The 13,822-nt window shown below is 40.0% G+C and carries 12 protein-coding genes; 11 read left to right on the forward strand and 1 reads right to left on the reverse strand.

Annotated elements, in window-relative coordinates; translation table 11 throughout:
* Positions 1-2: 2 nt before the first annotated feature.
* From IEO70_RS18535 to IEO70_RS18585, 11 genes are all read left to right on the forward strand, one after another.
* Positions 3-965 (forward strand): BMP family ABC transporter substrate-binding protein, encoded by a 963-nt coding sequence (locus tag IEO70_RS18535; protein WP_190999858.1) that lies wholly within the window; start codon positions 3-5, stop codon positions 963-965.
* 28 nt (positions 966-993) lie between these two features.
* Complete coding sequence (locus IEO70_RS18540) at positions 994-1,182, forward strand: ComZ family protein (protein WP_190999859.1); 189 nt, start codon at positions 994-996, stop codon at positions 1,180-1,182.
* Between the two features lie 524 nt (positions 1,183-1,706).
* Positions 1,707-2,645, forward strand: a complete 939-nt coding sequence (locus tag IEO70_RS18545; protein WP_190999860.1) for a beta-ketoacyl-ACP synthase III — start codon at positions 1,707-1,709, stop codon at positions 2,643-2,645.
* 65 nt (positions 2,646-2,710) lie between these two features.
* Positions 2,711-3,949, forward strand: a complete 1,239-nt coding sequence (gene fabF / locus IEO70_RS18550; RefSeq protein WP_190999861.1) for a beta-ketoacyl-ACP synthase II — start codon at positions 2,711-2,713, stop codon at positions 3,947-3,949.
* A 420-nt stretch (positions 3,950-4,369) separates the two neighbouring features.
* Positions 4,370-5,149 carry a DUF2268 domain-containing protein gene (locus IEO70_RS18555; RefSeq protein WP_190999862.1) on the forward strand — a complete coding sequence of 260 codons (780 nt, stop codon included), beginning with the start codon at positions 4,370-4,372 and terminating at the stop codon, positions 5,147-5,149.
* 305 nt (positions 5,150-5,454) lie between these two features.
* Positions 5,455-6,462 carry an ABC transporter ATP-binding protein gene (locus IEO70_RS18560; RefSeq protein WP_190999863.1) on the forward strand — a complete coding sequence of 336 codons (1,008 nt, stop codon included), beginning with the start codon at positions 5,455-5,457 and terminating at the stop codon, positions 6,460-6,462.
* 2 nt (positions 6,463-6,464) lie between these two features.
* On the forward strand, positions 6,465-7,406 hold the full coding sequence (locus tag IEO70_RS18565; RefSeq protein WP_190999864.1) for an ATP-binding cassette domain-containing protein: 942 nt from the start codon (positions 6,465-6,467) through the stop codon (positions 7,404-7,406).
* A 1-nt stretch (position 7,407) separates the two neighbouring features.
* Positions 7,408-8,370 carry an oligopeptide ABC transporter permease gene (gene opp4B, locus IEO70_RS18570; RefSeq protein WP_190999865.1) on the forward strand — a complete coding sequence of 321 codons (963 nt, stop codon included), beginning with the start codon at positions 7,408-7,410 and terminating at the stop codon, positions 8,368-8,370.
* Positions 8,371-8,402: 32 nt separating this feature from the next.
* The gene (locus IEO70_RS18575) at positions 8,403-9,308 is read left to right on the forward strand and encodes an ABC transporter permease (protein WP_190999866.1); all 906 of its coding nucleotides are present in this window, start codon (positions 8,403-8,405) and stop codon (positions 9,306-9,308) included.
* A gap of 18 nt (positions 9,309-9,326) precedes the next feature.
* Entirely contained in the window at positions 9,327-11,141 is a 1,815-nt protein-coding gene (locus tag IEO70_RS18580) for an oligopeptide ABC transporter substrate-binding protein (protein ID WP_190999867.1), read from the forward strand.
* Positions 11,142-11,329: 188 nt separating this feature from the next.
* Positions 11,330-12,085 (forward strand): YjbA family protein, encoded by a 756-nt coding sequence (locus IEO70_RS18585; protein WP_190999886.1) that lies wholly within the window; start codon positions 11,330-11,332, stop codon positions 12,083-12,085.
* A 698-nt stretch (positions 12,086-12,783) separates the two neighbouring features.
* Here IEO70_RS18585 and trpS read toward each other — a convergent pair.
* A complete protein-coding gene (gene trpS / locus IEO70_RS18590; protein ID WP_190999868.1) occupies positions 12,784-13,770 on the reverse strand; it encodes a tryptophan--tRNA ligase in 987 nt (328 codons plus the stop codon).
* Positions 13,771-13,822 lie beyond the last annotated feature (52 nt).

Genomic DNA, 13,822 nt, shown 5'->3' on the forward strand with positions numbered 1-13,822 from the left:
TTATGAAAGCAATATATTTAAAAGGCATTGCAACAATATTTTTAATTTTTATTTTGACAGGCTGCAACAATAATAACGAGGGCAACATTAGCAATGTGGGATTGTTAATGTCTGAAACGATCAATGATCAAGTTTGGGGGACAAAAGGATACAGAGGTCTGTTGCAAATAGCATCGGAATATGATGTCGATGTTCACTTTAAAGAAGATATTAAATCACTCATGGCAGTAAGGAATGCCGTAAAAGAATTCGATCAAGCAGGTGTCACATTATTATTTGGAAATGGGCATGAGTTTGCTGAGTATTTTTCTGAGATTGCCGATGAGTATCCGCACATCCAATTTGTCAGCATTAATGGAGAGGCGAGTGAAGAGAACACAACAAGCCTAAGTTTCGACGGTTATGCGATGGGCTACTTCGGAGGCATGGTTGCGGCTAAAATGACCGAGAGCGGTGAAATAGGTATTATACCGGCGTTCGATTGGCAACCGGAAGTGCAAGGATTTATTGATGGAGCAAAATGTCAAAATGAAAATGTCACCGTACACGTGTCGGCTGTAGGTAATTGGAATGATATTGACAGTGGTCTGCAAAAGTTTGAGGAACAGCGGGCAGATGGTGTTGATATATTTTATCCGGCAGGAGATGGATTCAACGTTCCGATTATTGAAAAAGTTAAAGAAAATGGTTTGTTTGTCATCGGTTATGTGTCCGATCAGCACGATTTAGGAGCTAAAACTGTGCTTACCAGCACTGTTCAGCATGTTGATCAGCTATTTTTACTTGCTGCTGAAAAATTTAACAATGGAACATTAGAGAGCGGCAACTATAACTTCGATTTCAAGGAAGGGGCCATCACACTAGGAGAATTCAGTTCAGTCGTGCCTGAAGATTTTGTAAAAGAAATGCAGACATATGTTCAATCGTATATTCAAACCGACAAGCTCCCTTCAAAAGGCAACTAGCGAATAGAACGAAAAGGGGGTATGTCATGTGAGTCGTAAGCGACAAATGGAATTTATGAATATTGCGATGAAGTACTTTCCGGAGGGGAAAGAAAGGCTTAAATCAGTCGGTATAGATGTATCTCTTAATCAACTGCCGATTTTTATGGATTTATTTACGAAAGTGATGGATGAAGCCTATGAAATGGGAAGAAGAGATGCTCTAAATAAGAAATAAACTGCTCCTCCCATACATAGGATATAAAGAAAAGGTCTCCATGAGCGTTGCAACGACTGCCTCGGGGGCCTTTTTCTTATTAAAGAAGAACTTATATAATATTTGAATTTGGATGGCTATCTAACTTTATACCTACCGTGCTCGGAGGCCTACAGGATGTAGGTCATATCGGCGAAGACATGCGGCCGTGGTGCCTTTAGTTGATATTCCCCTTCTGCTTCCCCGAAGAAACTAAAACCGGGTTTCTCGTGTGTGGCTCTCACGATGAGAGTCACAGCGACAAAAATATGCGGACGTAGCGCTCTTAGTTGCTGTTCCTTACTTGCGGGCCGCTTCCGCTTTTCGATTTCCGTATGTCTCCTTTTTCATCGAAGTGAATCTGAGTACATATTCACGATGAAAAAGGACCGGTAACGGTTTTTCTATTTAAAAATAGAGTTGCATAATGGATAATGATTCGATAGAATTGGTACCAAGTCATAATAATTACTTTTAAAGGTTGATATAGAGAAGGGGTGCGCATTTTGAATGCAGGCATTTTAGGGATTGGTCGTTATTTGCCGGAAAATATTGTAACAAACAAAGATTTTGAAGCAAAAATTGATACTTCTGATGAATGGATTAGAACGCGTACTGGAATTGAAGAAAGAAGATTAGCGAGCGATGAATTTGATAGTTCGCACATGGCTTATGAAGCAGCTTTACAGGCACTGGCTAACGCTGACGTCAAGGCTGAGGACTTAGATTTGATTCTTGTCGCAACTGTGACACCTGATCGGGCATTTCCATCGGTAGCTTGTATTATTCAAGAACAGCTTGGCGCCAAAAAAGCGGCCGCGATGGATATTAGTGCGGCATGTGCCGGTTTTATGTATGGAATGGTTACTGCTGAGCAATTTATTAAAAATAATGTCTATAAGAACATATTAGTAGTTGGTGTTGAAAAGCTTTCTAAAATCACTGATTTTAGTGATCGGAATACAGCTGTGCTATTTGGTGACGGTGCCGGTGCAGTGGTAATGGGACCTGTAACCGACGGTAAAGGAATTTTAGCATTTGAGCTAGGAGCGGACGGGACAGGAGGGAAGTATTTATATAATAATGATGAGCAACATATTGTTATGAATGGCCGTGAAGTATTTAAATTTGCTGTACGTCAAATGGGCGAGTCGTGTGTAAAGGTTCTTGAAAAGGCCGGACTGGACAAAGAGGATGTGAACTTTCTGATTCCACATCAGGCGAATATCCGCATCATGGAATCAGCAAGGGAGAGACTGGAGCTTCCAATTGAGAAGATGTCAAAGGTTGTTCATAAGTACGGAAACACATCTTCATCTTCAATCCCGATTGCACTTGTCGAAGAGCTTGAAGCGGGACGCATAAAGGATAATGATCTAATAGTCATGGTCGGCTTTGGCGGAGGTTTGACATGGGGTGCTATTGCGCTGAAATGGGGCAAATAGTGACTGGTGATTTTTCAATCTCATAAATTATAATTTTAAAAAAGACTGTATAGGAGTTGAAATAGATGAAGCGCCGCGTAGTAGTCACAGGAATTGGAGCTGTTACACCGCTTGGAAATGATGTGGAAACAACCTGGAAAGGCATTGTGCAAGGGCAATCAGGCATCGGACCTTTAACGAGAGTAAATGCCGATGAATATCCGGCGAAGGTGGCCGGCGAAGTGAAGGATTTTAATATTGGCCTTTATGTGGACCGAAAAGAAGCGAGAAAAATGGACCGCTTCACGCAATATGCTGTTGCTGCATCTAAGATGGCTGTTGATGATGCCAAGTTGCAGATTACTGATGAAAATGCTGACCGCATCGGCGTCTGGATCGGCTCAGGCATTGGTGGAATGGAGACATTTGAATCACAGTTCGAGACGTTCTTGAACAGAGGGTACCGCCGTGTCAGTCCTTTCTTCGTACCAATGATGATACCGGACATGGCAACAGGTCAAGTGTCAATTTATTTAGGAGCAAAGGGAGTTAACTCATGTACGGTAACAGCTTGCGCAACAGGCACTAACTCGATTGGTGATGCCTTTAAGGTCATCCAGCGCGGTGACGCCGATGCGATGATTACAGGCGGATCGGAAGCACCGATTACAAAAATGGCTGTAGCGGGCTTTTGCGCAAACACAGCTCTTTCAACGAACCCTGATCCTGCAACAGCAAGCCGTCCGTTTGACAGCAACAGAGACGGATTTGTCATCGGAGAAGGAGCGGGTATTGTCGTGCTCGAAGAATTAGAGCACGCCCTGGCTCGCGGAGCGAAAATATACGCTGAAATTGTCGGCTATGGCTCAACAGGAGATGCCTACCATATTACTGCTCCTGCACCGGGAGGAGAAGGAGGAGTCCGCTGTATGAAAATGGCGCTCAATGATGCGGCCCTCACTCCTGAAGACATTGATTATATTAATGCTCATGGTACAAGTACAGAGTATAACGATAAGTATGAGACAATGGCCATCAAAGAAGTGTTCGGTGAGCAAGCATATAAACTGGCTGTAAGCTCAACAAAATCGATGACAGGTCATTTATTGGGAGCAGCCGGCGGAGTGGAGGCAATCTTCACAGTGTTAGCCATAAAAGATTCAGTTCTTCCTCCGACAATCAATCTGGAAACTGCGGATTCTGAGTGTGATCTTGATTATGTGCCGAACGAAGCCCGCAAGCAGGAAATTAGAGCTGCTATAAGTAATTCATTAGGGTTTGGCGGTCATAATGCGACAATTGTATTTAAACGATATGAGTTATAAGAAAAACCGTCACCGGTCCTTTTTCATCAAGAATATGCTACTTAGATTCACCTCGATGAAAAAGAGCCATGCGACAGGACAAAGACGAACCGAACGAGAAACCCGGTTTTGGTTTCTTGGGCGGGATGGCTTAGGCTTAAGCATGGCAGGTGTAAGGTTAGACAATAAGAAAAACCGTCACCGGTCCTTTTGGGTTATATAACTATCCAAGTTCAAAAATTTTATAATTTCTTAAGAAATTAATAAGAGCCTGCAGAATGTCAGTTTGACTTTTCTTCAGGCTCTTTTAAATGCAGAATCGGTTCGAACAGTTCACTATTTATGCAAAAATTGGTCTTGTCGTTTCTCCACTTATGTATTCATCACTGACTTGTACAAATCATATGTTGATAAAGACTAAAATGAAAAGCAGGTGGGGAAATGGCGGTAATTCGTACAGATCAATGGCTTACAGAACATAATTACAATTCAAAAGAGGTATGCGGTGAATTACTTCCGTTTTTTGAAAATCCGAAAGAAAAAGAGCTGCTCTTTTATTTGCAGCAAAATGGAATGTACTATTCTCTCAGTCAAGGGAAGAGAGATTGTAAGTCCCTGATTAAAGAGGATGTATGGACAAAAGTTGAAAAGCTTTATAAAGAATACAAAAAAGAATGGAGAGGTCCGGATGTTCCTGTCTTTATTTTCCCTATGAAAAAACAAAAGTTATTTAAAAAAAGTCATTTTAAATCGGGACTGGCTTTCTCGGATAAATTATTTTTGTTCTTATCACCTAAAGTAAATCAACATCATCTGGAAGCATTATTTATTCATGAATACCATCATGTTTGCAGGCTTTTTAAACAAAAGAAGAGAATAGAAAAATATACACTTTCTGATGCCATTATTTTAGAAGGACTTGCCGAATATACAGTGCAAGTGGTCAAAGGGGAGGAGTACTTGGCTCCGTGGACGAAGCAATATTCCGTTGAGTTTCTGCAATCATGTTGGGATTCTTTGTTTGAAAAAAACCTAAAGGTTCTAAAGGGCGATAAAAAGCACGATGCCTTAATATTTGGAAGAGGGGACTATCCGGAAATGATTGGATACTGTCTAGGTTTTTATCTTGTCGAAAAGTATTTTGAAGACAGAATCTTCTCTGTTGAATCATCGTTCTCATTGCCATCAGGTAAGGTAATTAACAATTTTTTCAAAAAATAAGTATATGAATATACTACTTTAAAGCTTTAGTGTAGTGCAGTTTATTTGCTTTAATCGTGAAAAACTTCACTTTTATGTTATTCTAAAAATTTCAACTTAACTATATTCAAAAAATTTTAAATATTGACGAATTTTAAAGTCATGTGTAAAATATGTTAAAAGTATGTAAAATAAATATAAATGTTACAAAATTATTCATAATTGGTTCAAATAACATAAAGTGAATAATCATAAGGGATAATGTTATTTTATCTATTTTAAATATTTTGATTATTTTAATACTTCTGAAGAAGGGAGTCTCAAGTATGAATACAGCAAATAACTTACTGACTATAAATAACCTACATACAGGTTTCCGAATAAAAGATACATATTACAATGCGGTCGATGATGTATCAATTAAACTCAGAAAAAATGAGATTCTTGCTATTGTCGGGGAATCGGGCTGCGGAAAAAGTACATTGGCCACTTCAATAATAGGTCTGCATGATTTTAATAAAACAAAAGTTTCAGGAGAAATCATATTTAAGAATAAGAACTTGGTAGATTTTGATGAAGAACAACTCAATACGGTTCGTGGTGAAGGAATCGGAATGATCTTCCAAGACCCTTTATCAGCTCTTAATCCATTAATGCGGATTGGTGACCAGATTTCGGAGTCTTTGAAATATCATACGGACCTGAATAAAGAGGATCAGTATAGGCGAGTTTTGGAATTGTTAAATCAAGTAGGCATTCCGAATCCTGAACGTGTTGCCAATCAATTCCCTCACCAGCTTTCCGGTGGGATGCGCCAACGAGTCATTATTGCGATAGCGATTGCATGCAAGCCATCAGTTATTATTGCCGATGAGCCGACAACAGCATTGGATGTTACCATTCAAGCGCAAATTCTAGATTTGTTAAAAGAACTGCAAGAGGAAACAGAAGCAGGAATCATATTAATTACACATGATCTTGGTGTTGTTGCTGAAATGGCTGATCGAGTAGCGGTCATGTATGCAGGGCAAATAATTGAGGAAGCACCTGTACAGGAATTGTTCAGCAATCCGAAGCATCCGTATACGAGATCTTTATTCAACTCAATTCCCCAGATGAACAGCGAAAATGAGAAGCTTAAAGTAATCCAAGGGATGGTGCCATCTTTAATTAATTTACCGAGAAAAGGATGCCGGTTTGCATCGCGCATTCCATGGATTGAATCACACTTGCATGAAGAAGATCCGAAGCTGCACGAAATATCATCAGGTCATTTTGTCAGATGCACCTGCTGGAAACACTTTCAATTTGAAGGTGAAGAAGGGGGGAAATGAATATGAGTTTTATGCAAATAAATGATTTGCATGTGCATTATCCGATTCGTGGGGGATTTTTTAATAGAGTAATAGACCGCGTACATGCTGTTGATGGAGTTAGCATGGAGCTGGAAAAAGGGAAGACTTACGGACTTGTCGGTGAGTCGGGTTCCGGTAAATCGACAACAGGCAAAGCGATAATCGGACTTGAAAAAATCACTTCCGGAAGCATCATTTATGAAGGCGAAAACGTTACAAATCAGCGACGTAAGCGCAATTCAGCATATAATCGCGATATTCAAATGATCTTTCAGGATGCGAATTCCAGTTTGAACCCGCGGAAGCGAGTATTAGATATTATCGCTGAACCAATTCGTAACTTCCAAAAATTGAGTCCGGAAGAAGAGAATCGTCGCATCAATGAATTATTGGCGATTGTCGGGATGCCAGAGGATGCCAAACTGAAATATCCGCATGAATTTTCAGGAGGACAAAAGCAAAGGCTGGGGATTGCACGTGCGGTTGCATGTAATCCGAAGTTAATTATTGCCGATGAGCCGGTTTCAGCATTGGACTTATCTGTACAAGCCCAAGTGTTGAACTTCATGAAGGATATACAAGCGGAATATGGTTTAAGTTATTTGTTTATTTCGCATGATTTAGGTGTCGTAAAACATATGTGCGACCATATATCCATTATGTATAATGGCCGTTTTGTTGAAACGGGTACGCGCAAAGATATTTATGAATCTCCACAGCATATTTATACAAAGCGATTATTGTCTGCGATTCCGGATATTAATCCGATGAACCGCGAGCAACGAAAGCAAGAGCGTAAAGCGGTTGAGGCGCTATATGAGCAAGAGAAGAGCTTATATTATGATGAAAGCGGAAAAGTTTATAACTTAAAATCTATAACAGATACGCATCGAGTTGCACTTACAGAAAAGGGGGCCAATTAATATGTGGAAAACGATAATAAGACGAATATTAATAATGATCCCTCAGTTGTTTGTGTTAAGTGTATTTATTTTCATCGTAGCTAAGTTCATGCCCGGAGATCCGTTCACTGGGTTGATTACGCCGGAAACAGATCCGGCAAGAATAGAAGAGTTACGTATAAAAGCCGGTTTTTACGATCCTTGGCATATTCAGTACTACAATTGGATTACAAATGCTTTCAAAGGTGATTTTGGACAAAGCTATACCTATAAGGTTGCTGTTTCGTCATTAATCGGGGAAAAGGCGCTAAATACTTTTTGGCTTTCGTTATTGAGCGTTTTATTAGTTTACTTGATTGCGATTCCTCTGGGGATACTAGCAGGGCGCTATCAAAACTCTGTACTGGACAAAACAGTGGTTTTGTACAGCTTCATTAGTTATGCGATTCCGACATTTGTTTTGGCATTAATCTTTTTGTTCCTGTTTGCCTATCAAATTCCGATATTCCCTTCCAGCGGAACGGTTGATGTCAATTATGCGCCAGGGACATTCGGATACATTTGGAGTAAAGTTTATCACATGTTGCTTCCGGCGATTACATACGCTTTGCTTGGGACAACAGCGATTATCCAATATTTACGAACAGAAATCATTGATGCGAAGACACAAGATTATGTAAGAACAGCAAGAAGTAAAGGTATTCCGATTAATAAAGTGTATACAAAGCATATTTTCCGAAATTCATTATTGCCGATAGCAGCTTTCCTTGGTTTTACAATAACAGGATTGCTGGGTGGTTCAATTTACATCGAAACGATTTTCGGTTATCCAGGTATGGGACAGCTCTTTCTTCAATCGATTGTTACTCGTGACTATAGCGTTATAACAGCGCTTGTTATGCTATTTGGATTCTTGACGCTTTTAGGCAGCTTATTATCCGATATTATTATGAGCATTGTTGATCCGCGTATTCGGGTAGAGTGATGAAACGATTAGATTAAGAGAGGTGAAGAAAGATGGGACAGCAAATAGAAAGTGTAAAAATTATTGAATCGAGTTCTCCTCCTAGCGGCTTTCGGGTTGTAGCTAGAGAGTTCAAAAAAGATAAATTGGCTATGTTTTCGTTAGTGCTTATAACTGTAATGATTTTGGGTATTTTGATTGCTTCATTATTTGTTGATCAAAGTGAAGTAATGCGTGTCACTCTGAAAGGCAAATTTGCCGAACCGGGTGAAAACGGCTATATATTAGGAGCTGACCACGGCGGGCGTGATATATTAGGGCAACTGATCATCGGTGGGCGCAACTCGATTTTGATTGCGGTCGCAATTACGATCATTACAGCGATTATTGGGATTACAGTCGGTCTGGTGACTGGATATTATGGTGGCATAATCGATAATTTCTTTATGAGAATTATAGATTTCTTCATGACTTTGCCTATGCTGATGATGATCATTGTATTCGTGACATTGATTCCGAAATATGATGTGACATCATTTATCATAATATTAAGTATATTTCTTTGGGTAGGTACAGCCCGGCTTATAAGGAGTAAGGCTTTATCGGAAAGTCGCCGAGATTATGTTAATGCATCAAAGACAATGGGGACGAGAGATTCAGCGATTATATTCGGTGGCATTATGCCAAATATCAGTTCTTTAATTATTGTTGAGCTGACATTAAGCTTCGCAGGCAACATCGGCATTGAAACGGGTCTATCTTTCCTTGGCTTCGGTTTGCCTCCGGCAACACCAAGTTTAGGAACATTGGTAGCTTATGCGATCGACCCGGTTGTTTTATCCAGCAAGTGGTGGGTTTGGGTTCCGGCATCATTGCTTATATTAGTTCTGATGCTTGGCATAAATTACGTTGGACAGGCATTGCGCCGTTCAGCAGATGCAAGACAAAGATTAGGATAAAAAAAAGGAGGAAAAAGGATGAAAAACAAAAAATGGTCATTGCTTGCTTTAATGCTTGCAATCGGACTACTTTTAGCTGCTTGTTCATCAGACAAAAGCAGTAACGAGAAAGAAAAAGATAACGAGAAAGAAAAAGGTGCTGAACAAGTCGACAGAGAAGGATTCCCTACTGTTGTTGTGAATGAGGATGCTGCTATTGAAGGTGGAACGTTAAACGTTGCTCTAGTAAATAGTTCACCGTTCCAAGGGATTTTCTCTCTATCTTGGTATGAAGATGCGTATGATGCAGATATCATGGAATTCATGTCAAATAACATTTTCAAAACTGATGGAGATTTCCTAGTAACAGAAGGCGGGATTGCAACGCTTGATGTAGATACTGAAAATAACAAAGCAACTGTTAAAATTCGTGAAGGCGTTAAATGGTCTGATGGCGAGCCTTTAAAAATTGAAGATTTAATTCTTCCATATGAAATTATCGGCCACCCGGATTATGATGGAAAACGTTATGGTGCTGAACAAGAAAACGTCATCGGTATGACTGAATACCATGAAGGTAAAGCTGAAACAATTTCAGGTTTGAAAAAGGTAGATGAAACTACTTTAGAAATTTCGTTCAAACAACTTTCACCGGCAGTATTCACTGGTGTTGGTGATGGATTATTATACTATGCAGAACCAAGCCACTACTTAGCAGATGTAGAAGTGAAAGATATGCTTGCTTCTGAGAAAATTCGTAATAAACCGGTTACTTTAGGTGCATTTAAAGTAGATAGCGTAGTTAATGGAGAATCAGTAAAATTAGTAGCAAATGAGCATTATTGGCAAGGTAAACCGAAAATTGAAACTGTAATTATTAAAAATGTTCCTCCGACAACAATCGTAGCAGCTCTTAAAGCCGGTGAATATGATATAGCTCTAAGCATGCCAACAGATTCTTATATGGAATATAAAGAGCTTGATAATATTCAAATTCTTGGACGCGCTGAACTTTCATATTCATACCTAGGCTTTAACCTTGGTAAGTTTGATGCTGACAAAGGTGAAGCAGTAATGGATGAAAATGCGAAAATGTCTGATTTAGAACTACGTAAAGCAATGTCTTATGCAATGAACATTGAAGAAGTAAATGAATACTACTATAACGGTTTACGTACAAGAGGTAATTCATTAATTCCACCAGCATTCTCAACGTACTATGATGGCGAACTAGAAGGTTATACGTACGATGCTGACAAAGCAAATGAAATTTTAGACAAAGCTGGTTATGAAGATAAAGATGGCGATGGCTTCCGTGAAGACAAAGACGGAAATCCATTAGAAATTAAGTTTGCATTTATGGCTGGCGGCGACTCTGCAGAGCCAATGGCACAATTCTATATCCAAAACTGGGCTGATGTTGGCCTGAAAGTAGAATTGACAGATGGTCGTCTTCTTGAATTCCAAAACTTCTATGACAGAGTAGAAGCGAACGATGAAAATATCGACATTTACATGGCTGCTTGGGGTACTGGTACAAACCCTTCACCAATAGGATTATACGGACCTAAAGAAGCGTTTAACATGTCACGTTACAACACAGAAGAGCATACAAAACTGTTGACAGCGATTGATTCTCCTGAAGCGATGGATCCTAAATTCCGTGCGGATGCATTCAAAGCATGGCAAGAACACATGGCCGAGAACATTCCTGTAGTTCCAACACAATTCCGTACAGAGTTAGTTCCTGTTAATAACCGAGTTAAAGGTGTTGACATCTCTTACGGTACACACGGTTATATCTACCATGAGTGGGAATTAACTGCTGAAACAGCACCTAAATCAACTAAATAATAGTTAAAAAGGCAGGAGAGGTTTCTCTCCTGTTTTTTTCTATGTTTGGGCATTACATCTTGCACGTAGCCAAAAGAGTCTCGAGGACTGGTGGAGGTTTTTCATAAATTATGAGAGAAAGCGAATAATTATCATTGCCTCTGACTATACTTATGGACAAATAGTCTATCGTAAGTGAGGGGTAAATGATGCTATATCTCCATGATGTATGGGTTAATTGGTTTGAAGGCGAAGAAAACGGCTATAATATTTGTCACTTCCACGAATGGAGAAAAGAGGACGGGATTGAGCTGTTGGATCAAGTGCCTTTATTGAAAGTAACGAAATCTTTATTTATTATGATTGAGAATGATTTGAAAGAATTGCCTCCAGAATTACTTAAAGATGTCTACCAAAAAGCATATTGCCGTAAAAATCATGAAAGAACTCAACTAGAATATTGTTTTGTTATGACGGATGGAAGCGGGATTTTGGCTGTCGATACGATGGGGTATCAAATCCCAATTCGCAAGAGCAGGCTCATTCCGCGTCAAGAGCAGCTCGTTTATGATATGATCGCCAATGCGCCGACACAAGACTATCAATTGGCTGAGGAAGGAAAAGATGATAAAGGCTATCATATATTATCTCCGGACCCGATGATTATGTACGGTTTGACACGTAAGGAAAGACAGCTGAAGCAATTGCTGTTTATGGCGCTAGATCATTTGCGCTCTTCGAACAATCCGGCAGAAATCCGCTATTGGTATACAGAGTGGTCTCCGGATAAGTATTCGTACATACAGAACTTGGAATTTGATGAAGCATGGCTGGAACTGTTTGAAGAAGTTCAAAATGGCTGGACCTATAAGCATGAGCTTCTATGCGAGCGCCTGATTAAAGGACAACCTTTTTTTGAAAAACTATGGGAAATAGAAGCAAACGATAAACCGTCGATTTTGTAGTTAATCTAGGGAAATGAAAGTCTCAATTGTAAATGAATGAGAGGGCTGGATGAAATGATCTCTGTATTGAGCAGGGATCTTTTTTTTATTAGAAAATATATTTATTTAAGTTCACTGCTTACTACTATCAAATCGCGTTGACCTTCGCTGTGGGCGGCGACTCCTGCTCAGATCAAGCATGCAGGCCGATACACCGCAGGAGCGATGAGCGAGGAGTATTGGTAAAATGCCCTCGGAACAAATGCGTAAGCGCCCCGATTAGCACAGTATGAACTGGAGGACGCCGACTGAGATAAAGGAAACACGACGAACGACAGTGATTCGATGTGTCTAGTTGCATCGGCAAGCCCCTCGGGTCATAAGCCATCTCTCCTCCGGAAATCAAAACCGGATTTCCGGAGGAGAGATGGCTTATGCTTGTCGGGGCTAAGCGGGCCGATTCCACATTTCGCGTTGACTTATCGATGGGAGGTTGCCGAAGGGCAATAGGTGCTGGGCGCTGGAGCTAGACGTCGATAGACTATTTGCAATTATAACCAATGTAGATTTTTAGAATTTCGTAAAGTACGCGGAAAGCGTCCGTCCGCAGCGGAAATCAACAAACCCTATAATAATGCAATCATATAAAAAAGCACCCCATCAAGTTAACCTTTTTTAGTTACTACTTGATAGGATGCTTTCTTGCATTAATCAAGAAATTATCGCTTACGCCCTAATCCCATTGCATTTTCCATTTTTTTAAGCATTTTGCGAGCTGTTTTATTTGCTTTTTCAGCGCCTTGATCTAACAGAACATCAAGCTCTTCTGATTTAATTAGCTCGTAATAACGGTCTTGAAGCGGTTTTAACGCGCCGACAACCACTTGCGCTAAATCAGCTTTGAAGTCGCCATAGCCTTTGCCTTCATATTTCTTCTCGATATCTGCAATTGACATACCGCCAAGAATTGAATAAATAGATAGCAAGTTAGAAATGCCGGGCTTGTTTTCTACATCGTACTTAACTACGCCTTCAGAATCTGTTACCGCGCTCTTAATTTTCTTTTCAATCACTTTCGGATCATCCAATAAAGCGATGAAAGATTTGCTGTTAGGATCAGATTTACTCATTTTCTTCGTAGGATCCTGCAAGCTCATGATACGTGCTCCTACTTTCGGAATATGTGCTTCAGGGATTTTGAAAATATCATTATACTTCTTATTGAAGCGCTCCGCTAAATCACGTGTCAATTCAATATGTTGCTTTTGATCATCTCCTACAGGAACGATATCTGTATTATATAGAAGAATGTCGGCAACCATTAATGGTGGATATGTCAGAAGGCCGGCAGAAACAGCCTCTTTTCCTGCAGATTTATCTTTGAATTGCGTCATTCGTTCTAACTCGCCGATGTAAGAGATACATTGCATCATCCAACCTGCCTGAGCGTGAGCAGGTACTTCTGATTGGATAAAAATCGTAGCCTTGCTTGGATCGATTCCTGCGGCGATGTAAAGAGCTGCAAGACTTTTAATATTTTTGCGCAGTTCTAGTCGATCTTGGGGCACTGTAATTGCGTGTTGGTCAACAATGCAAAAATAGCAATCATATTCATTTTGCAAATCGACAAATTGCTTAAGGGCACCGATGTAATTGCCTAACGTTAAAGTACCGGAAGGCTGGATGCCTGAGAAAATCGTTTTCATGAATGTCACTCCTTGTAAAATAAAAGCCATATTTATCAATTATTTCATATTG

The sequence above is a fragment of the Peribacillus faecalis genome (genome assembly GCF_014712675.1).
Classification (GTDB): domain Bacteria; phylum Bacillota; class Bacilli; order Bacillales; family DSM-1321; genus Bacillus_AD; species Bacillus_AD faecalis.

Excerpts from the sequence above, each read along its gene's own strand:
- IEO70_RS18535 (WP_190999858.1), top strand. The coding sequence starts at position 3 with ATGAAAGCAATATATTTAAAAGGCATTGCAACAATATTTTTAATTTTT.
- fabF (WP_190999861.1), top strand. The coding sequence starts at position 2,711 with ATGAAGCGCCGCGTAGTAGTCACAGGAATTGGAGCTGTTACACCGCTT.
- IEO70_RS18555 (WP_190999862.1), top strand. The coding sequence starts at position 4,370 with ATGGCGGTAATTCGTACAGATCAATGGCTTACAGAACATAATTACAAT.
- IEO70_RS18560 (WP_190999863.1), top strand. The coding sequence starts at position 5,455 with ATGAATACAGCAAATAACTTACTGACTATAAATAACCTACATACAGGT.
- IEO70_RS18565 (WP_190999864.1), top strand. The coding sequence starts at position 6,465 with ATGAGTTTTATGCAAATAAATGATTTGCATGTGCATTATCCGATTCGT.
- opp4B (WP_190999865.1), top strand. The coding sequence starts at position 7,408 with ATGTGGAAAACGATAATAAGACGAATATTAATAATGATCCCTCAGTTG.
- IEO70_RS18575 (WP_190999866.1), top strand. The coding sequence starts at position 8,403 with ATGGGACAGCAAATAGAAAGTGTAAAAATTATTGAATCGAGTTCTCCT.
- IEO70_RS18580 (WP_190999867.1), top strand. The coding sequence starts at position 9,327 with ATGAAAAACAAAAAATGGTCATTGCTTGCTTTAATGCTTGCAATCGGA.
- IEO70_RS18585 (WP_190999886.1), top strand. The coding sequence starts at position 11,330 with ATGCTATATCTCCATGATGTATGGGTTAATTGGTTTGAAGGCGAAGAA.
- trpS (WP_190999868.1), bottom strand. The coding sequence starts at position 13,770 with ATGAAAACGATTTTCTCAGGCATCCAGCCTTCCGGTACTTTAACGTTA.